The organism is Rhodoglobus vestalii, from assembly GCF_006788895.1.
GTDB classification, from domain to species: domain Bacteria; phylum Actinomycetota; class Actinomycetes; order Actinomycetales; family Microbacteriaceae; genus Rhodoglobus; species Rhodoglobus vestalii.
Genome location: NZ_VFRA01000001.1, coordinates 1,922,369 through 1,939,397 on the forward strand (window position 1 = coordinate 1,922,369; position 17,029 = coordinate 1,939,397).

Sequence of the window (17,029 nt, forward strand, 5' to 3'; positions counted from 1 at the left end):
GCGGGAGTGAGCGGGTGTGAGCGGGTGAGCGGGTGGGGCCGGGGCGACGACGGCTTAGCCCATTGCTGCCATCCAGGTGCGGTAACCGCCATCAAGGTTGGCGGCGTCGAAACCATTCTGGCTGAGGATGCGCACGGCAGTGTGGCCACGCTGCCCAACCTGGCAGTGGGCAATTACCCGTCGGTCGCCGAGTTCGTTGAGCCGGCCGCGCAGGTCATCGAGGGGGATGTTGATGGCGTGCGGGATTCCGCCGCGCTCGAATTCGGCGGCGGTTCGAACATCCACCAGAACGCTGCCTGCCGCAAGTTCCGCGTCAGTTTCGTGCCACTGAACCGAGGCGCTGAGGCCGTCGCGCAGATTTCGGGCAACATAGCCGAGGTGATTGATGGGGTCTTTGGCTGACCCGTATTGTGGGGCGTAGGCGAGCTCGAGGTCGGCGAGGGCGCTGGCGGTGAGGCCGGCGCTGGTGGCGGTGGCGAGAACATCCATTCGCTTATCTACACCATCTCGGCCGACGGCTTGGGCACCCAGGATGAGGTCGGTGTCGGCGTCAACAATGAGTTTGATCGAGAGCGATTCGGCGCCGGGGAAGTAGCCGGCGTGTGAGACCGGGTGAGTGTGGATGACGCGGATGTTGCGGCCGGCTGCTCGCAACGCTAGCTCGGTTGAGCCGAGGCTCGCGGCGGTGAGATCGAAGACTCCCACGATGGCGGTGCCGAGGGCGGGTGGGGAGTGCACCGCATCGCCGGCGATGGTGTCAGCGAGGTACCGACCATCCCGATTGGCGGGGCCAGCGAGTGCAACAAGTCCTGGCTCACCGCTGATGGCACCGATCTTTTCGGCAACATCACCGACGGCATAAATATGGGGTGAGCTGGTCTCGTAGCCGGCATTCACCCGGATGCCGCCGCCAGCACCCACAGTGAGCCCAGCATTCACAGCGAGAGCATTTTCCGGTCGTACCCCCACGGCGGCAATGACGACGTCGGCGGCCACGGCGCTGCCGTCACTGAGCTCAACGGTGGTGTCGTGCACTGCGATGGCTGCCGTGCCGATGCGCAGGTCTACGCCGTGCGCGCGCAGGTGTGCTTCGATCGGGGTGATCATTTCGACATCAAAGGTGCGGAGGATGTTGGGGTCGAGTTGCACGAGTGTGACGCTGAGGCCGCGAGCGATGAGGTTTTCGGCCATCTCGATGCCGATATACCCGGCCCCCAAAACGACGGTATTTGCCGTGCTGGGGTCAAGCGCGCCCAGGGCGGCATCGAGCGCATCGACGTCTTCGATGTTGCGCAGCTGGAGCATCCGCTCACTGCCGGGCATCGGGGGGATGATGGCGCTTGCGCCGGTAGCGATGACGAGTTCGTCGTAGGGTTCGATGGTGGTGGTGTTGTCGAGGTGGTTGTGAACGGTGATGGTGTGCTCGTCGGGGTGGATGGCGGTGACGTTGTGGTTGACGCGCACGTCGAGGCCGAAGCGACTGCCGAGGCTGGCCGGGGTTTGTAGGAGCAGATCGTCGCGTTCGGTGATGACACCGCCGAGGTAGTAGGCGAGCCCGCAGTTGGCGAAGGAGACGTGACCGCTGCGCTCAAAGATGATAATTTCGGCGTGCTCGTCGCGACGGCGCATCCGTGTGGCAAAGGACATTCCGGCGGCAACTCCGCCGATCACGAGGATGCGGCGGCGGGCGGGAGTGGCGTTGGCGGTAGACATGCCTCAACGATACCCAATGGGGTATATGGGGCGCCAGTTATGATCCAACGTCACTACCCATCCGCGCCTGAAAAGAATGTGCAACTTTTCGAAGTGGAGTGCCTACGATGGAAAACGACTAAGGGAGCCTCGTGGCAAAAAGCAGCAAAAACATTGACCCCCGTTTCGATCCTGCTTTTCAACGCGGCTACTCAGAGGTCGATCGCGGCGCTCAGTCAGATTCCATTCGGGCGGCACGCGCAGTCGACGCCCTTCGGGGGGATGCGGTGGTGCCGGAAGATGAGCCAGACCTCTCGCCCCAGGCGCACTACCTGGGCGCCGGTGGTGCGCTCACCGAGATCTCGCCGCCCAAGCGGACAAAAAGTCTTGCACGCAACCCGTGGATCTACGTGCTGTGGGCACTGGGTGTCGCTGCACTGTATGCCGGGTTGGCGGCGCAACTGTGGGCATCCTCGCAACTCTACGGAACAGGCAATGTGCCTTTTGAAAACTATGCGTTCATTTCTACGGTGCAGGTGGTTTCTCCCAGCGTCAGCAACCTTGGTGCACTCTGTCTCGCCGCCGCACTGACAATTCACACGGTCTCGTGGATGCGCAAAAACCAGTGAACCCGCCCCACCGGTATCTGTACTAAACTCTTTTCCGGTACCGTGTCCGAGCGGCCGAAGGTGCAACTCTCGAAAAGTTGTGTGTGTGAAAGCGCACCGTGGGTTCAAATCCCACCGGTACCGCCAAAGAAAAGCCCCCTAGTTCCCAGTAAACATAAGGAAGTTAGGGGGTTTTCCGCTTCCCGATATCGCCATTTGGCAACAAATTGGCAACACTTGCAGAAGTTCTAGCCTGATCCAGCGCTGTCGCAACGTCGTCTAAGTCATCCTCGAACAGGTCCGCGTAGGTGTCCAAAGTCATGGCCGCTGACGCATGACCGAGCATCCGCTGAACCGCCTTAACGTTCGCGCCGGCACTAATCGACAGGCTCGCAGCAGTGTGCCGCAGATCGTGAACTGTGACCCGCTCGAAGGTTTTGTCAGCCGTCTGGGACTTCACTACCGCTCCCACGAACCATCCGCGCCGGGAGTCTGGCAGGCGTACATGATCGACACCGTTTCCGAACAACAATGCAGCGCGGTCTTTGCCCTCGCACTCACGCGCCAACGGCTCAGACAGAAACGCCGGATAAGGAACACTTCTGGCCGTGTGACTCTTTGGCGTGCCCACAATGATCCGACCGCCGACATTTACAGCGTTCTCGTTAACCACTACGCGCCGCCTGAGCGCGTCTAGGTCACGCACCCTAAGCCCGGTAGCCTCACCCCACCTAAGCCCCGTATAAGCCAGAAAGAAAATCAGTGTGCCGCGATCTTTGGCATTATCCGCAAGAGCTTGCACCTGAGCATGGGACAGGTAGACGCGCTTCTTTCCTGTCTTCCTTGGCAGGTTCACACCACGCGCAGGGTTGGCGCTAATGCGTCTATCTTCCAGCGCGGCATCAAGAATTGAGGCCAGCACACCGTAGGCCCGTAGAACCGTCGTAGCGCCCCTATCGGCACTGATCTGGCTAACCCACGCTTGCACCTGACTATGCCGAATATCTCCGACCGCACGCTTTCCCCACTCAGGCCGAACGTACAGCCGCCAAGCAATCTCGACAGGCCGAAACGATGACGGCTTCAAGTGCGTCTGATTCTTCAACCACTCCACACCGAGAGCGTCGACCGTGGACCGTGCCGCGCTCGCATCGACGAACTCACCCTTAGCTTTCGACACCTCGACAGACGCTAGAAACAGCTCAGCATCCCGCTTAGTTTTGAAGCCGCGCTTCTGCCCCTGGCCGTGGTCTGGCTTGCGATAAAGGACTCGGTACCGTTTGCCAGTGGCCGAATCGTAAGCGTGAACGCTACCCATCAGTCGAAGGGTGAGCGTGGGTGGGTAATGGGCTTATCAATTAGCACCTTGTACTTACTCCGAAGCTGACCGTCGATGGAGTACAGCTCGGCTGAAAAGTCTCTAATCTTGGCCTTCGCATCCTTGTACTCAGCGAATTCGAGCAACTGCGAAAAAGAGCCGTGCGCTCTTGCATTCGTCTCCATCTCCGATAAAAGTGAAGTCTGAGCACCAAGCGCCCAAAGCAAAGACGCGCGTTGCTTAAGTAGATAGTGAACTGTCCAATTGTCGTCTTCGAGCGCAGGAGCATCGACCGCGTCTTCGCTCAGCGTTTTGACTACCAGCTCAGAAGGAGTGAACTCTCCACCGAACCAGTTATAGGCCAACCAATTCTGTGTCTGGATCGTGTCGGTTTCAGTTTCGATCAGCGTTGAGTATCCGTAAGGGTCAAGAAGGTCGAAGACCAGAGCAGCGGGGGTCACGCCAAGCACGAAAGCTACAGCTATGAGCTGACGAACTGTTAAATCTTCTTTCCGCCCGTTCTCGAGGTTCGCAATTATCGACCGCGTGAGTCCGAAACCAGCGCGCTCCGCCAGCTCTTCAGCACTCAGCTTTGCGAGTTTCCGATAGTGGGCGATTCGCTCACCAGGGTTATAAGAGACAGTTTCAGGCATGCGCTACACACTACAGCCGATTCTGTGTATAGTAAACGTAGACACAGAAAGTCTAAGTTTGTGTAATCGAATGGAGATGAGAAGTGAGCAAGTATCTTTCACCCGATCAAGTGGTCGAGCTAATCCCTGGCATGAGCAAAGGCGCACTCGCCCAACTCAGATTTACCGGCAAAGGACCGCGCTACCGGAAGCCAACCCCGAAGACGGTTATCTACGTCGAATCGGAAGTCATCGAGTGGATCGAGAACAGCGCCCGATTCGGCACCGCACTGGAGGCCGTATGACTCAGCGCAAAGAAAAAGCCGCCAGCAAGGACTGCAATCCCGCTGACGGCATTGATTCAGAAACCCAACGACTAAGTAAGGAACGAATCATGAAGACAGTATCAACTCTAGCCGTTCGCCCCGTCATCGACTGGATCGGGCACACCGCCAGCCCCAACGACCTCGACATGCAAACACTCTGCAACGGCGACCAGCACACAGTAGGTGGAAGCCTCAACCGCGCCGACTACCTCATCACAGCAACGGCGTAACCCGATGGCCGACGCGAGGATCAAGGGCGAATGGCTTAACGCCATGAGGTTTGACGCGCTCTCAGACGAATCGTGGCGCGTGTTCACCGGTGCCCTCATGTGGAGTGCTGAGAACGGCACCGACGGAGTAATCCCAAAGCGCTACCTTCGCATGTTGCACCCGGATGGAGAACAGCCAGCCGCTTTCAACGAAATGGAGGTGGCTGGCCTCTGGGCAGCAACTAACGACGGGTACCACCTCGACGACTGGGACGGCGCACTAGGTCAAAGCACTGCCTCACAGGTAGCAACTTACAAAGCCAACGGGCTGAAGCGTGCACGCGACTATCGAGAGCGCGAACGCTCAAAGCTGGCCAAGGCTCTGGGCATGAGCGAACCCACCTTCACGGAGAACGTAACGCGTGACGTAACGCGTGACGTTCGCCCGCACGTAGGCAAAGGCAAAGGCGAAGGCAAAGGCAAAGGCAGCGGAGATAAGGAAGTTCTTGAAACGAAAGAACTGAACATAAACACTGTGACAGGGGAAGTGGAAGACGAACCTATGCCTGTGACCTCGTGGCCAGTAGTTGCGATCCCGGTAAGTGATCCGGGCTATTGCAGCCACGGCATGACGGTAGGCAAGCGCTGTAGCAGTTGTGCTCGTGAAAGGAAGGCCAGCTAATGAACGTCAAGATTCTGAGAGTTCTAGGCATCCGAACTGCGACCCGGAGGCGACACCATGACCCGCGCCAGCGCAGCCTACGAACGTCTAAGTCTGGCGATGATCGACAACCCACCGGAATGTTCCGGCCTCGATCTCTTCACCGCCGACGACCTCTCAAGCGACGATGTCGACGTGTGCGCATCAATCTGCGCCACCTGCCCACTGTTTGATCTCTGCTCCCAATACGCGGAGATTGATCGGCCAAAGGCAGGCTATGGGCCGGGAAACGATACCGCACAAACAACCTCAAAAAGAAGGAAACGAACTAATGGGTAAGCAACGAAACATGAATGAAGAAATCGCGGCCCGCGTGCTCGAAGCTCACCGAGCCTCGTTCGCACTTGTCACCGACGCACTCACCAACGATGATGCTGACCCACGCAGCGCACTCGGTGAGCTAAACGACCACGCCCTGCTGCTCGATATTGCCGCCGCCCTGGTCTGGCACGCCGCCGGTGCACTCGTAACGCTGGGCGAGACCCGCGAGGGGGCACTCGAATACGTGCGCCGCGCAGCACTCCTACAAGAGCAGAATGCAGACGGAAACGAATGAGCGAAGATAACGAACGCCTATTGAATGCACTCCGCCAAGAACGCGCAGCACGCCGCATTGCCGAACTTCGCGCAAGTGCCGCAGAAGAACCACTAAAACAACTACGCAAGTTTGCCGTCAACCTCACGACCGAGATAGACGAAATCCTCGAAAACATCAGATCAACAACTCAGAAAGAAGAACCCAAATCATGACCGACACAACACAAAACACCGACACGGCAGGGCAAGCGGAAACAGAGCCCACACCTACCGACTCCCCCACACCAGATAGCCCGGTGGAAGACAACAACACAGAAACGAACGACACCGAAAACACCGGCGGGGCAGTCACGAAAGCCCGCAAGGAAGCCGCAAAATATCGTGAGCGACTCCGCACCGTCGAATCCGAACGCGACACCGGAAACGCGACAGTCGAATCTCTCCGCCGACAAATCATCGACGGACACATCACCAGCGATGGAATGAAACCATCGGCAGTATGGGCAACCGGCCACACCGTCGCCGACCTACTCAACGATGACGGAACCGTGAACACCGAAGCCGTGAACGACGCAATAAAGGAAACCCGCGAAACTCTAGGAATCTCCCGCTTTGCTGGCACCGGCGATCAAGGCCCACGACAGGCAGCACCAGCACAGGACAAACCAAAGTGGAGTGACCTCCTCTCCCAGTAAAACCAGACAATCGGTGCCGGATCGGGTAGAATTGGAATTGTTCAGTTCACCCGGCCCGGTGCCGTATCTGAACACCTAGCCCCCGGCGGGCACCAGCGATTGAGGTTGATCCTCTCGCTTCCACTCATTCAAGCGCAATCACGCGCACCCGCCAGAGTTAGGAAAAACATCATGGCATCGTCTACAACTTCCCCATTCAATAAGAGTTATCTCCCGTCAGACTTCGGAGATCTTCTCATCGCTACGGCCTCTCAAATGTCGGTAGCCCTCCAGGTCGCAACCGTCGTGATCACCGCGAATAACGAGTTTCGCATCCCGACCATTACCGCCGAAGCTGGCGCAGGTTGGTATGCAGAAAACGCCGATATCTCTCTCTCCGACGCAACCGCCGGCGAAGAGGTAGTGCGACCTCGCAAGATTGCCGGTCTCTCGAAGCTCAGCTCTGAACTCGTCGATGACTCAAGCCCCGAAGCCACGCGGGTGGTCGGTGAGTCCGTAGCCCGAAGTATCGCCACTGGGATCGATTCCGCATTCTTTGGAACCGCAGACGGTACCGGAGTACCCCCAAAGGGCATCGGGGCATTCGCAGACGGTGCGATAACACTCGTCACCACCGAAAGTGGCACAACCACATGGGCAGACTCCGACCCGTTCACCTCGGCAATCTTTAAGGTCGAAGCGCTCGGCGGGAACCTGACCAGCTTCATCGCCAACCCAGTCGACGCGGAACTACTCGCCAAGCTGAAAAAGGAAACGGGATCAAACGAGCCGCTACTCTCGCCCGACGCGACAAGCCCAACCACCCGCAGGCTCGCCGGCGCGCCCCTGTTCACCAGTTCATCGGTAGCGGTAGGAACCGTCATCGGCATCGACAAGTCACGAACGTTTGTTGTGCTCCGAAAAGATGTCGGCGTAGAGGTAGACCGCAGCGTGTTCTTCGACAGCGACTCAGTTGCCGTTCGAGGAATCGCACGAGTCGCCTTCGGATACCCACACGCCAAGAGTCTCGCCCGCGTCAAGCTCTCCGCAACCTAAACAACCGTGGAGGCTCACAGTCACCGCGACCGTGAGCCTCTACCCCTCACCGAGCCCCTCAACACCCCTCCCAGGGGTCTCTGGTCGACCTATTCCCGGCAACCCGCCGGTGAGGGTGTTTCGATGCCGAGCGATAGGGAGGCTTGAGATTGTGGCTAGGGAGTTCCGTTTTTTTGATTGAAAGGGTTTAGATAATGGCTGGAAGTAGGAGCAATGTTCCCCCGGTGCCTGCCGGTATCGGTAAGCGTGGCAAAGCGTTTTGGGTGACGGTTCAGACTGAGCTGGAGTTCGATGCTCGTGAGACCGATCTGCTCGTGGAAGTGTGCAGGACGCTCGACACGATCGACCAACTATCGGTGGCTATCAAGCGTGACGGGATCATGCTCGAAGGTTCGCAAGGGCAGCGGGTTCTGAATAGTGCGGTGCCTGAATTACGGCAGCAACAAGCCGCATATGCTCGCCTAGCGGTTCAGCTCAACATTGAGGGGGCCGAGGTTGGCGAAGGCATGAAGTCGCCGCGTGGCTCATCTGCGAGCGCTACCGCTAAACGGCGTTGGTCGACGGCGGGTGGGTTCTAATGCCTCGGTTACGCACAACTCAAACACCGTTGACGGCTGTAGGGGCAATCCCTGCCGAGCTTATGGATCGTGAAGCTCGCGTCTGGCAGTCGGTGGCATTGACTAAAAAATGGTTGAAGTCTCACGGCCTGCCCGTTGGTGATCGTGTAAAGTTTGGCCCGTTCAATCGGTGGAAGTGTGCAGCGGATGCGTGGGCTCTTGAAGCTGGGATCGTGTTGCACTCTGGGCCGCATGAGCTGGAGCGCCTCGACTTGCCACGGATGCGCGAACTCGGTCTGCCTGGTGGTGGGTCTGGTGGCGCGATGTTGGAACGCCTCGAATATGCGCGAACTCAAATTGATTGAGCCTGAAGGATTCCGCCCCTAGCGGGTGGATATCGGCGTGAACCTCACCGCCGGTGCGGATGGATGGTAGCGAGCCGGTTCCCTTTCATTGGTTATGACCTACCAGCGTCGACGTAGTGCCCTCGGAGATCGTGCCGGGGGCATTACTCATCACGGGAGGGTGTCCACAGTGTGCACGCCCCACGTCGAACAGCGCACCGACTCGCAGGGGTACGCGCTCAGTGCGCACCCCTGGCGGCGCCCGGTCGTCAGCAGGCGATGAGCACGGCGCTCGTGCTGTCCGACGCGAGGAAGCGTGAGAACGGGCGCTGGAAGCGCGGGAGCGTTGATATTACCGAATCCGGTAATAGTTTTGCACCCTGTAAACGACGATTGTCGTTTATGTGCGTAACCCAGAATTCTGGCAGTCGTAACTTGCTAGTGTCCAAAGAGGTATTCTCACCCCTATGGGATGGTTCAAGCGCAAGCCGGTTTTGATAAACGTGAACTTCAGAGAATTGACCAGCGATCGGCCAATTGATGAGAAATTCGCCTACGTCTATGAGTGGCATCTGCCAAGTGTGCCTGTTCACGGAACGCGTGTTCTGGTGCCCGGTGGCGACGGTAAGCCAGCTCACGCGATAGTCGTCGGTCTCGCGAAGAGCGCCAACGGGCTGACGCTTAAGTCTGTGATTCGGCTAGTCACTCAGGATGAGATCGACGCAGCGTTTGCGGATGTAGAGGCTGACGCTCTCGCGTGGCTCGATATGGCTCGCAAGGGTGCGGGACTTCCTACCCTTGCCCCGGTTCGTCGGCGTAAGCCGCCCGAGCGTTACGACCCCATCCCTCCCGCTACTGGCGATGCGAGCACGGCTGAGGCCGCTGAGTACGGTCGAGTCTGGTATCGGGCGACCAAGATGGCTAAGGAGCGTGGCCTGAGCAAAGAAGAGATCACCGCGTTCAGTGGAATCGCTCACCGGTGGTACGCGATCCGCGACCGCGAGCAGTAATTACAGGTCATCGTTACAGTCTCACGAGGCCGCACTGTGGGCACTGCCAGACGACCACGCCGTTACGTTCGATGGCATTCATCCGCAGGAGGCACCGCTCACAATTCGGTGTGTGTAGATCGTCAAGCATAAATAACCCTATTTAGATTAGGGCTTGCAAGACCGGCGGCCATGGAAGCCCCCTTATCTGGGATGAGCGAAAATCGCTATGGAGTTGTAGGGTGACGCCATGAAACGATTAGCGATAGCGATAACCGCCCTATCCGTGCTGGGGCTCACCGCCTGCGCCGCGGGTGGAGAGTCGGTAGCACGCGAAGCGTGCATCAGTGACGCAAAAGAACAAAGGCCAGACATCAAGAGCTGGGACTTCTCAGACGTGGAAACCTTCGACTTGTCAGAGGCAATGTTTGAAACAGGCGGCACGAGTTCGCTAGACGACAACAACCGAATGTGGGCATCAAACGGTGAAGTGACCTACAAGTCAGGCGATAAAACACACAAGAAATCGATGGTGTGCTTCGTCACCATCAAGAATGGTGAGGTCACTGAATCTGCCGACGCGATCCTGAACTAACGATCTGTCCGTATGACCCCAAACTTTCGGGCACGCAAATGGTTATCGCCAGACCATTCCGGTTCTTAGTGTTGCACTACCATCACGCCGTTACGCTCGACGGCATCCATCCGAGCGGGGGCATTACTTATGCCCGCGACGTGGCAACAATTTGGCAACACTTGGCAGAAAATCACCCTATTTCAGTTGTGCTGACGTGATTGAAAAAGCCCGTAAACAGTGGGAAGTAGAGGGGTAGCCGCGTAGTCAAAAGGCCCGAATTAGGGTTCAAATCCCACCGGTACCGCCAAAGAAAAGCCCCCAACTTCCCAGTAAATAGATGGAAGTTAGGGGGTTTTTTCACTCCCGGCATCGGTGTTTGCCCAGGGTGAAACAGGCGGCTGGTAGTGTGCTGTCGACGCTTCAGAAAGAGCAGTTTCGAATCAGAAGAGAGTGGTGCCGTGAATTCGATCGACGACGTTATGGACGAACTAGCGATTCGAGATTTGTCGCACCGGTACGCGATGGCGCTCGACAAGAACGATGTCGAGGTGTGGCGGGCATTGTTCTCCCAGGGGATCGTCTTCGAGAGCGGAACTTCGGCGCCGCGAGGGCTGGAAGATGTTGTGCGGATTCCGGAAGACCAGCTGAAGCGCTACAAGAAGACCTTGCACTCCGTCACGACTCAGCAGGTCTTCCTTGATGGCGACAAGGCCACGGGCGAGGTGTATTGCGTCGCCCACCACATCTACGAAGACTTTCATCAGAACGACAGGCTGCCGTTCGACCTGAGCCATAACTTCCTCATTCGCTACGACGACGACTATGTGCGCGAGGACGGCCGCTGGGTTTTCGCGAGACGGCGCATCATCACGGAGGCGCGTTTCGTGCACCAGATCATCCCCGCCGCGACCTGAGCGCTACCTGATGAGCTGCCTGATGCGGGCACGAGACCGGGCCGATCGCGGCGGGTCGACTTCGGCGAGTTCTTCGTCGGTCGCCATCCGGAATCCGCCGCCCGTTGGGGGCGCAATAACGTGGCGGGGCTGACCGCGGGTTACCCAGAGGCTCGCGCCAATTGAGGTAGCGAGGATAACGAAGATGACGCCGAGCGATACCGTGGTGGGAATGTAGAACAACTCAAGGAGCAGCATCTTGACTCCGACCCACACGAGCAAGATGGCGAGCCCAACCTTCAGGTAGATGAAGCGGTGCATGAGGTCTGCCAGAAGAAAGTACATTGCTCGCAGGCCGAGGATGGCAAACGCGTTTGCGGTGAACACCAGAAAAGGTTCGCTGGTGACGGCAAAGATTGCCGGTATCGAGTCGACCGCAAAGACGATGTCGGTCACTTCGACCAGCACCAGAACTGCCAAGAGTGGGGTAGCAAGCAAGACGCCCGCTTTGCGGATCACAAGTTTCTGTCCATAGAACGCATCGGTCATGGGCACGCGGCTCCTGAACAGTTTCAGAACCCGCGACTTTTCTGGGTTGTAATGTTCGTTGCGCTTACGAAGCATCTGGATTCCCGTGAACACCAGGAATGCACCAAACACGTAGAGCACCCAACCGAAACTGCTGATCAGGGCTGCGCCGGCCGCGATAAAGATTCCGCGGAACACGAGCGCACCCAGAACGCCGAGAAATAGCACTCGGTGCTGGAATTGTGGCGGTACCGCAAACGCGCTGAAAATGATCGCCCAGACGAACACGTTATCGACCGCGAGTGACTTCTCGATAACAAAGCCGGCGAAGTACTGCTGACCGAACTCCGCCCCAAACAGCCACCAAACTATTCCACCAAAGGTCACGCCGGAGGCAACCCAGAAGACGGACCACGATGCGGCTTCGCGCACCCCAATGACATGTGCGGTGCGGTGCGCAATCAAATCAATCGCGAGCATCACCAGAATCACACCGATAACGGTGAGCCAAGCCCAGAGCGGAACGTTCATTTTTAGTGCCTCCAGAATAGTGTTCATTCTGGAGGTCTTGTCGAGCTCGAAACGAGCCCTGGCTGCACCGAGCCGTGATTGCACGACCGTAATGACGATGAGCCTCGCGGGGACTACTCCCCTCCGAGAATTACTGAAACACATTTCCGGTGTTTGCGCAATGGTTTGCGCTGCAGTGGGGGTTTACTCGCAGTTAACACGGTTCGACTGCCCACCAAGACGCCACTGCGATTGGCGCCATCTTTCATCAACTGCTTTACGGTGGAGGCTATGGTTCACAATCGGAGCATGCTGGGTGATTCAACCTCTGTGGCGGTGATCACCGTCTCGGATCGGAGTTCACGCGGAGAGCGCGCCGACCTGTCGGGGCCGCGCGCCGTGGAGTTGCTCAACGAACAGGGTTACAGCGCGACGCTGACGGTGATCCCGGATGGCATCGACTCCGTCACCGGTGCCATTCGCGCCGCCATTGAGTCCGGAGCGCGTGTGGTGATCACCAGTGGCGGCACAGGGATTGCGCCGCGGGATCTCACCCCCGAGGGAACTCGCCCGCTGCTCACCCGCGAACTTCCTGGAATCGCCGAAGCACTCCGCCGTGACGGAGCCCGCAACACGGAAACGGCGGTTCTGAGCCGGGGTCTCGCGGGCATCAGCGACAGCACGCTTGTTGCCAATCTTCCCGGTTCAGTGAAGGCGGTGGAGGAAGGCTTAGCGGTGCTGTTGCCCCTGATCCCGCATATTGTCGACCAACTCGATGGCGGCGACCACTAGAAGGACCGCGGCGACCACTAGACGTCGTCACGCCAGCGACGCCACTGACGGCACCAACGCCACTGACGGCGCGAGCGTTATTCGGGGCGGTGCCAGTCGCCCGAGCGTCCGCCCGACTTCGCGAGCAGGCGCACATTCTCTATCTGCACCGACTTATCCATCCCCTTGACCATGTCGACAATCGCGAGGGCGGCGACGGCCACAGCCGTCATGGCTTCCATTTCGACGCCGGTTCGATCTGCGGTGCGCACGATGGAAACCACCGCGACTCCGTCATCCGTGACCTCAAGATCGACCGTCACACCGTGCACTCCAATGATGTGCGCGAGGGGTAGCAGCTCGGCGGTGCGCTTCGCTGCCTGAATTCCGGCGATCCGGGCAACAGCAAGAACATCGCCCTTCGAGGCGCTACCGGAGCGTAGGGCGTCAATGATCACGGGGGAGCAGCGCACAAAACCGGCAGCCGTCGCCTCGCGCACGGTGGGAGTCTTAGCGGTGACATCGACCATGCGAGCCTGGCCGGCAGAATCAAGGTGGGTGAAAGGCTGATCGCTCATGACACCAGTGTGACAGTCAGCACGTCGCCCGCGAACACTTCGGTGACATCTTCCGGCACCAGCGCCAGAGCGTTTGCTTTTGCGAGACTCGCCACGAGGTACGAACCCGAACCACCAGCGGTCGCTGGACGAATGGATGCCGTGCCGGCGTCATCCCAGTCGACTATCGTCGGCATATATTGGGCGCGCCCCGCGGGGCTTCGCCAACCCACGCTGGTGGTGACACGTTGTGTATAGCGGAAAATCTGCGACCGCCCCGCCATCGTGAGCAACGCCGGGCGCACGAATGCCTCGAAGGAAACAAAGACGCTCACCGGGTTTCCGGGCAGAGCAAAAATGGCGGGGCCGGTCGCCGCTGTCGTCGGCTCACCCGCGACAGGGAATCGGCCGAAACCCTGCGGCTTGCCGGGCTGCATCCGAACCGGACCAAACCACACCCCCAGGGGCGCAAGAACGGCCTTCACAATGTCGTAGGCGCCAACGCTCACTCCTCCGGAGGTGACAAAAGCATCGACCTGGTCGGCGTGTGTTCGCAGAATTTCTTCGAAGGCATTGTTGTCGTCCGGCACGGAACCCAGCTGAATCGGGATGCCACCACCCTCGGCGATCATTGCCGCGAGTAGCAGCGAGTTTGAGTCATGGATCTGGCCGCGTTCGAGCGGTGTGCCAGGCTCGCGCAGCTCGGAACCCGTTGACAGTACCCCAACTCGGGGTGCCGGATAGACCGACAGATCGCTGACTCCGACCGCGGCAGCGGCAGCGAGATCGCGGGGGCCCAGCACACGCCCTGCCGTCAGCACGGTGTCGCCGGTTCGCACGTCTGCGCCCTCGCGGCGGATGTGTGCGGCAGCCTGAGGAGCACGTGAAATAAGCACGGTTTGTGTGCCCTGATCGGTGTCCTCGATCGGCACGATGCAATCCGCGTCATCCGGCACCGCGGCTCCGGTCATGATTCGGGCGGCCTCACCGGAGCCGAGCCGCGGGTTCTCAGCTGAGCCGGCCGGGAGATCTGCCACAACCCGGAACGCGACGGGGGTCTCCGCAGTTGCGGCGGCGGCATCCACTCTCCGCAGCGCGTACCCGTCCATGGCGGAATTGTCGAAGCTTGGCACAGAGACGGCGGCGTGCACGTCTTCGGCGAGCGTAAGGTTCAGTGCGTGAGCGATGGGGATGGTGACGGCGGGTAACCGAGTGACGCTGCCGAGAATGCGGTCGAGATGTTCAGTGACGCTCAGCGGCGGGGAAGCTGTGGGAGCGCCAAGGGTCATGTTCTTACCCTAACCAATCGAGAATAGGCCCCGTCGGCGCAGAACCGGTCGAATTCCCCCGAAACTCACGCTGTTGCGGTGATAAGATCCGAAATATGACGCAGTATCGGATTAGCGAAGCCGCCCAACTTCTTGGGGTCAGTGACGACACAATTCGGCGATGGATTGCGGCCGAGGGGCTGGCTGTGTCGCTGGATGATGCCGGGCGTCAGGTGGTGCGCGGTGCAGACCTCGCTCAGCGTGCTCAAGAGCGAGCGCAGCAGGCCCAGCAGCCTCAGGGCCGTTCTGACTCGGTGAGTAGCGCGCGCAACCGGATGGTGGGGCTGGTCACCCGCATTGTGAGTGACACCGTGATGTCGCAGGTTGAGTTGCAGTGCGGCCCCCACCGGATTGTTTCGCTGATGTCGACAGAAGCCGTGCGCGACTTAGGCCTCGAAGTTGGGTCGCTTGCCGCTGCTGTCATTAAAGCAACCATGGTCATTGTTGAGTCGCCTAAAGAGCGCACGCAGTGAACTCTCTCACGAAGCATCGTGGAGGCAGCGGTCGCAACGGAAGCCGTCACCACCGCCGTAATCGCCGCACCTCGACAGCTCTCGCCGTGGCGTCGCTCTCCTTGGCCGCGACGATCGGCTTTGCGGGCTGCGCCCCGGTCGACTCGCCAGCGGCATCCGATTCGTCGGGTCAGCAACTTCAGGGCGAGATCACCATCTTTGCCGCGGCCTCGCTGTCGGCGTCATTCACAGAACTCGCCGAGGCCTTTACGGCAGCCAACCCCGGTGTGACCGTGGCTCCCATTTCGTTCGACGGATCATCGACGCTCGCCACCCAGATCGTCGAGGGTGCGCCGGTCGACGTATTCGCTTCTGCAGACGAAGCCACCATGGAAAAGGTTGCCGAGGAGCTCGCCAGCACCCCTGTCCTGTTTGCCAGCAACCTGCTGCAGCTTGCCGTTCAGCCCGGCAACCCCCTCGACATCGCGGGGCTGGCCGACCTCCCGCGGCCAGAGCTGCAACTCGCTCTCTGCGCCCCCGAAGTGCCCTGCGGTGTGGCATCCCGCACGATCCTCAAGGCTCACGGGGTAGCGGTGACGCCGGTGACCGAGGAACAGAACGTGAAGGCGGTGCTCACCAAGGTGAAAGCTGGTGAAGTGGATGCCGGACTCGTCTATGTCACCGACGTTCAGGATTCTGCGGGAGCAGTTGACGGCGTTCCCATCCCTGGCGCCGAGAGGGTCCGCAACAGCTACCCAATCGCAACGATGGCTGCCTCGCAACAGCCGGACATTGCCGAAGCATTCGTGAGCTTTGTGCTCTCGGATGAGGGCCAGACTATTCTCGCCACCTACGGCTTCTCGAGACCGTGACCGTGACCGAAACTGTGACCGTGACCTCGACCGAAACTGTGACCGCAACCGCAACCAAACGCTCTCCGATCAGAACCGGAGCGGCAATCCCGCGGCTTCTCTACATCCCGGCGGTGGTCGGTCTTGCGCTGCTGATCCTCCCCATTGTGGGGCTGTTTCTGCGGGCGGACTGGCCACGGGTGCCGGCCGCCATAATGTCGGCTGAGGCACAGTCTGCTCTCGGCCTTTCCCTGCAGACGGCGCTCTCGTCGACGGTGCTGTGCATCATTGTCGGAGTGCCCCTCGCGCTCCTGATTGCCCGATCCGGTAGTCGTGTTGCGGGGCTCCTGCGGGCGTTGACGACACTGCCGCTGGTCATGCCCCCACTGGTCGGCGGCATCGCGCTGCTCTACCTTCTGGGGCGCAACGGTCTTGTTGGCAGTGGCCTAGAGCTGGCGTTCGGCATCCGCATACCGTTTACGACCGCCGCCGTGGTGATCGCGCAATCCTTTGTGGCGCTGCCGTTCTTGGTCATTTCCGTTGAAGGGGCGCTGCGCACAGCTGGCACACGTTTCGAGACGGTGGCCGCAACGCTGGGCGCTGGGCGCTGGATGGTCTTTCGGCGAGTGACACTCCCGTTGATCATGCCCGGTCTTCTTGCCGGAACGGTGCTGTGCTTCGCGCGGGCGCTCGGAGAATTCGGGGCCACCGCACTGTTCGCGGGCAACGCCGCCGGCATCACCCGCACCATGCCGCTGGCGATCTACACGGCGTTTAATGGTGCGGGCGTGAGTCAAGATTCCGCCATCGCACTCTCGCTTCTGCTCATCGTTGTCTCCATCGTCATCCTGTTTCTCCTGCGCAGTTGGCGCACAACCCCGGAGCTCTGATCGATGATG

At 59.6% G+C, this 17,029-nt stretch carries 25 protein-coding genes and 1 tRNA gene; 19 read left to right on the plus strand and 7 right to left on the minus strand.

The genetic code is table 11. The features are described from left to right. Positions 1-54 precede the first annotated feature (54 nt). The gene (locus FB472_RS09375; protein ID WP_141990677.1) at positions 55-1,713 is read right to left on the minus strand and encodes an FAD-dependent oxidoreductase; all 1,659 of its coding nucleotides are present in this window, start codon (positions 1,711-1,713) and stop codon (positions 55-57) included. 131 nt (positions 1,714-1,844) lie between these two features. Between FB472_RS09375 and FB472_RS09380 the strand changes: the two genes are divergently transcribed. Both FB472_RS09380 and FB472_RS09385 read left to right on the plus strand, forming a co-directional pair. Next, positions 1,845-2,321 carry a hypothetical protein gene (locus tag FB472_RS09380; RefSeq protein WP_141990678.1) on the plus strand — a complete coding sequence of 159 codons (477 nt, stop codon included), beginning with the start codon at positions 1,845-1,847 and terminating at the stop codon, positions 2,319-2,321. A 36-nt stretch (positions 2,322-2,357) separates the two neighbouring features. After that, positions 2,358-2,447, plus strand: a tRNA-Ser gene (locus FB472_RS09385). A 37-nt stretch (positions 2,448-2,484) separates the two neighbouring features. Here the strand turns inward: FB472_RS09385 and FB472_RS09390 are convergent. After that, positions 2,485-3,618: a tyrosine-type recombinase/integrase gene (locus FB472_RS09390; protein ID WP_141990679.1), complete on the minus strand. Its 1,134-nt coding sequence runs from the start codon at positions 3,616-3,618 to the stop codon at positions 2,485-2,487. Continuing rightward, positions 3,618-4,271 (minus strand): helix-turn-helix domain-containing protein, encoded by a 654-nt coding sequence (locus FB472_RS09395; protein ID WP_141990680.1) that lies wholly within the window; start codon positions 4,269-4,271, stop codon positions 3,618-3,620. Before FB472_RS09395 ends, FB472_RS09390 begins: the two co-directional genes overlap by 1 nt. Positions 4,272-4,354: 83 nt before the next feature. On the opposite strand from FB472_RS09395, the gene FB472_RS09400 reads away from it, so the two are divergent. From FB472_RS09400 to FB472_RS09450, 11 genes are all read left to right on the plus strand, one after another. Beyond that, positions 4,355-4,555 carry a helix-turn-helix transcriptional regulator gene (locus FB472_RS09400; RefSeq protein ID WP_141990681.1) on the plus strand — a complete coding sequence of 67 codons (201 nt, stop codon included), beginning with the start codon at positions 4,355-4,357 and terminating at the stop codon, positions 4,553-4,555. Between the two features lie 89 nt (positions 4,556-4,644). Next, entirely contained in the window at positions 4,645-4,806 is a 162-nt protein-coding gene (locus FB472_RS14045; RefSeq protein ID WP_170192076.1) for a hypothetical protein, read from the plus strand. Between the two features lie 4 nt (positions 4,807-4,810). Then, the gene (locus tag FB472_RS09405) at positions 4,811-5,467 is read left to right on the plus strand and encodes a hypothetical protein (RefSeq protein ID WP_141990682.1); all 657 of its coding nucleotides are present in this window, start codon (positions 4,811-4,813) and stop codon (positions 5,465-5,467) included. Between the two features lie 57 nt (positions 5,468-5,524). Further along, a complete protein-coding gene (locus FB472_RS09410) occupies positions 5,525-5,785 on the plus strand; it encodes a hypothetical protein (protein ID WP_141990683.1) in 261 nt (86 codons plus the stop codon). Then, complete coding sequence (locus FB472_RS09415; protein ID WP_141990684.1) at positions 5,778-6,062, plus strand: hypothetical protein; 285 nt, start codon at positions 5,778-5,780, stop codon at positions 6,060-6,062. The genes FB472_RS09410 and FB472_RS09415 overlap by 8 nt, the downstream gene beginning before the upstream one ends. Further along, entirely contained in the window at positions 6,059-6,256 is a 198-nt protein-coding gene (locus tag FB472_RS09420) for a hypothetical protein (RefSeq protein ID WP_141990685.1), read from the plus strand. Before FB472_RS09415 ends, FB472_RS09420 begins: the two co-directional genes overlap by 4 nt. Beyond that, a complete protein-coding gene (locus FB472_RS09425) occupies positions 6,253-6,738 on the plus strand; it encodes a hypothetical protein (protein WP_141990686.1) in 486 nt (161 codons plus the stop codon). Before FB472_RS09420 ends, FB472_RS09425 begins: the two co-directional genes overlap by 4 nt. A gap of 171 nt (positions 6,739-6,909) precedes the next feature. After that, positions 6,910-7,773: a phage major capsid protein gene (locus tag FB472_RS09430; RefSeq protein ID WP_141990687.1), complete on the plus strand. Its 864-nt coding sequence runs from the start codon at positions 6,910-6,912 to the stop codon at positions 7,771-7,773. A 194-nt stretch (positions 7,774-7,967) separates the two neighbouring features. After that, on the plus strand, positions 7,968-8,351 hold the full coding sequence (locus tag FB472_RS09435; RefSeq protein WP_141990688.1) for a hypothetical protein: 384 nt from the start codon (positions 7,968-7,970) through the stop codon (positions 8,349-8,351). After that, positions 8,351-8,695, plus strand: coding sequence for a hypothetical protein (locus FB472_RS09440; RefSeq protein WP_141990689.1), 345 nt, complete (start codon positions 8,351-8,353; stop codon positions 8,693-8,695). The genes FB472_RS09435 and FB472_RS09440 overlap by 1 nt, the downstream gene beginning before the upstream one ends. 446 nt (positions 8,696-9,141) lie before the next feature. Continuing rightward, positions 9,142-9,684 (plus strand): hypothetical protein, encoded by a 543-nt coding sequence (locus FB472_RS09450; RefSeq protein WP_141990691.1) that lies wholly within the window; start codon positions 9,142-9,144, stop codon positions 9,682-9,684. Between the two features lie 13 nt (positions 9,685-9,697). On the opposite strand, the gene FB472_RS14695 is transcribed toward FB472_RS09450, so the two are convergent. Continuing rightward, the gene (locus FB472_RS14695) at positions 9,698-9,814 is read right to left on the minus strand and encodes a zf-TFIIB domain-containing protein (RefSeq protein ID WP_141990692.1); all 117 of its coding nucleotides are present in this window, start codon (positions 9,812-9,814) and stop codon (positions 9,698-9,700) included. Positions 9,815-9,913: 99 nt separating this feature from the next. On the opposite strand from FB472_RS14695, the gene FB472_RS09460 reads away from it, so the two are divergent. Beyond that, complete coding sequence (locus FB472_RS09460) at positions 9,914-10,258, plus strand: hypothetical protein (protein ID WP_141990693.1); 345 nt, start codon at positions 9,914-9,916, stop codon at positions 10,256-10,258. 440 nt (positions 10,259-10,698) lie between these two features. Continuing rightward, positions 10,699-11,154: a nuclear transport factor 2 family protein gene (locus tag FB472_RS09465; protein WP_141990694.1), complete on the plus strand. Its 456-nt coding sequence runs from the start codon at positions 10,699-10,701 to the stop codon at positions 11,152-11,154. 3 nt (positions 11,155-11,157) lie between these two features. On the opposite strand, the gene FB472_RS09470 is transcribed toward FB472_RS09465, so the two are convergent. Then, on the minus strand, positions 11,158-12,192 hold the full coding sequence (locus FB472_RS09470; RefSeq protein WP_141991533.1) for a TerC family protein: 1,035 nt from the start codon (positions 12,190-12,192) through the stop codon (positions 11,158-11,160). A 288-nt stretch (positions 12,193-12,480) separates the two neighbouring features. Here FB472_RS09470 and FB472_RS09475 point away from each other — a divergent pair, with 288 nt between their 5' ends. Then, positions 12,481-12,963 carry a MogA/MoaB family molybdenum cofactor biosynthesis protein gene (locus FB472_RS09475; protein ID WP_141990695.1) on the plus strand — a complete coding sequence of 161 codons (483 nt, stop codon included), beginning with the start codon at positions 12,481-12,483 and terminating at the stop codon, positions 12,961-12,963. A gap of 77 nt (positions 12,964-13,040) precedes the next feature. Here the strand turns inward: FB472_RS09475 and moaC are convergent, their stop codons facing one another. Beyond that, the gene (moaC, locus tag FB472_RS09480; protein WP_141990696.1) at positions 13,041-13,520 is read right to left on the minus strand and encodes a cyclic pyranopterin monophosphate synthase MoaC; all 480 of its coding nucleotides are present in this window, start codon (positions 13,518-13,520) and stop codon (positions 13,041-13,043) included. Next, entirely contained in the window at positions 13,517-14,788 is a 1,272-nt protein-coding gene (locus tag FB472_RS09485; RefSeq protein WP_141990697.1) for a molybdopterin molybdotransferase MoeA, read from the minus strand. The genes moaC and FB472_RS09485 overlap by 4 nt, the downstream gene beginning before the upstream one ends. 95 nt (positions 14,789-14,883) lie before the next feature. Between FB472_RS09485 and FB472_RS09490 the strand changes: the two genes are divergently transcribed. Genes FB472_RS09490 through FB472_RS09500 form a run of 3 tightly spaced genes read left to right on the plus strand, consistent with a single transcriptional unit; the run spans position 14,884 to position 17,020 of the window. Beyond that, complete coding sequence (locus tag FB472_RS09490) at positions 14,884-15,300, plus strand: TOBE domain-containing protein (protein WP_141990698.1); 417 nt, start codon at positions 14,884-14,886, stop codon at positions 15,298-15,300. Continuing rightward, positions 15,297-16,151: a molybdate ABC transporter substrate-binding protein gene (modA, locus tag FB472_RS09495; protein ID WP_246078170.1), complete on the plus strand. Its 855-nt coding sequence runs from the start codon at positions 15,297-15,299 to the stop codon at positions 16,149-16,151. The genes FB472_RS09490 and modA overlap by 4 nt, the downstream gene beginning before the upstream one ends. Before the next feature lie 20 nt (positions 16,152-16,171). Continuing rightward, entirely contained in the window at positions 16,172-17,020 is an 849-nt protein-coding gene (locus FB472_RS09500; RefSeq protein WP_425467217.1) for an ABC transporter permease, read from the plus strand. Positions 17,021-17,029: the final 9 nt, after the last annotated feature.

Coding starts and splice junctions, on each gene's coding strand:
- FB472_RS09375 (WP_141990677.1), bottom strand. CDS start 1,713: ATGTCTACCGCCAACGCCACTCCCGCCCGCCGCCGCATCCTCGTGATC.
- FB472_RS09390 (WP_141990679.1), bottom strand. CDS start 3,618: ATGGGTAGCGTTCACGCTTACGATTCGGCCACTGGCAAACGGTACCGA.
- FB472_RS09395 (WP_141990680.1), bottom strand. CDS start 4,271: ATGCCTGAAACTGTCTCTTATAACCCTGGTGAGCGAATCGCCCACTAT.
- FB472_RS14045 (WP_170192076.1), top strand. CDS start 4,645: ATGAAGACAGTATCAACTCTAGCCGTTCGCCCCGTCATCGACTGGATC.
- FB472_RS09405 (WP_141990682.1), top strand. CDS start 4,811: ATGGCCGACGCGAGGATCAAGGGCGAATGGCTTAACGCCATGAGGTTT.
- FB472_RS09410 (WP_141990683.1), top strand. CDS start 5,525: ATGACCCGCGCCAGCGCAGCCTACGAACGTCTAAGTCTGGCGATGATC.
- FB472_RS09415 (WP_141990684.1), top strand. CDS start 5,778: ATGGGTAAGCAACGAAACATGAATGAAGAAATCGCGGCCCGCGTGCTC.
- FB472_RS09420 (WP_141990685.1), top strand. CDS start 6,059: ATGAGCGAAGATAACGAACGCCTATTGAATGCACTCCGCCAAGAACGC.
- FB472_RS09425 (WP_141990686.1), top strand. CDS start 6,253: ATGACCGACACAACACAAAACACCGACACGGCAGGGCAAGCGGAAACA.
- FB472_RS09430 (WP_141990687.1), top strand. CDS start 6,910: ATGGCATCGTCTACAACTTCCCCATTCAATAAGAGTTATCTCCCGTCA.
- FB472_RS09435 (WP_141990688.1), top strand. CDS start 7,968: ATGGCTGGAAGTAGGAGCAATGTTCCCCCGGTGCCTGCCGGTATCGGT.
- FB472_RS09440 (WP_141990689.1), top strand. CDS start 8,351: ATGCCTCGGTTACGCACAACTCAAACACCGTTGACGGCTGTAGGGGCA.
- FB472_RS09450 (WP_141990691.1), top strand. CDS start 9,142: ATGGGATGGTTCAAGCGCAAGCCGGTTTTGATAAACGTGAACTTCAGA.
- FB472_RS14695 (WP_141990692.1), bottom strand. CDS start 9,814: ATGCTTGACGATCTACACACACCGAATTGTGAGCGGTGCCTCCTGCGG.
- FB472_RS09460 (WP_141990693.1), top strand. CDS start 9,914: ATGAAACGATTAGCGATAGCGATAACCGCCCTATCCGTGCTGGGGCTC.
- FB472_RS09470 (WP_141991533.1), bottom strand. CDS start 12,192: ATGAACGTTCCGCTCTGGGCTTGGCTCACCGTTATCGGTGTGATTCTG.
- FB472_RS09475 (WP_141990695.1), top strand. CDS start 12,481: ATGCTGGGTGATTCAACCTCTGTGGCGGTGATCACCGTCTCGGATCGG.
- moaC (WP_141990696.1), bottom strand. CDS start 13,520: ATGAGCGATCAGCCTTTCACCCACCTTGATTCTGCCGGCCAGGCTCGC.
- FB472_RS09485 (WP_141990697.1), bottom strand. CDS start 14,788: ATGACCCTTGGCGCTCCCACAGCTTCCCCGCCGCTGAGCGTCACTGAA.
- FB472_RS09490 (WP_141990698.1), top strand. CDS start 14,884: ATGACGCAGTATCGGATTAGCGAAGCCGCCCAACTTCTTGGGGTCAGT.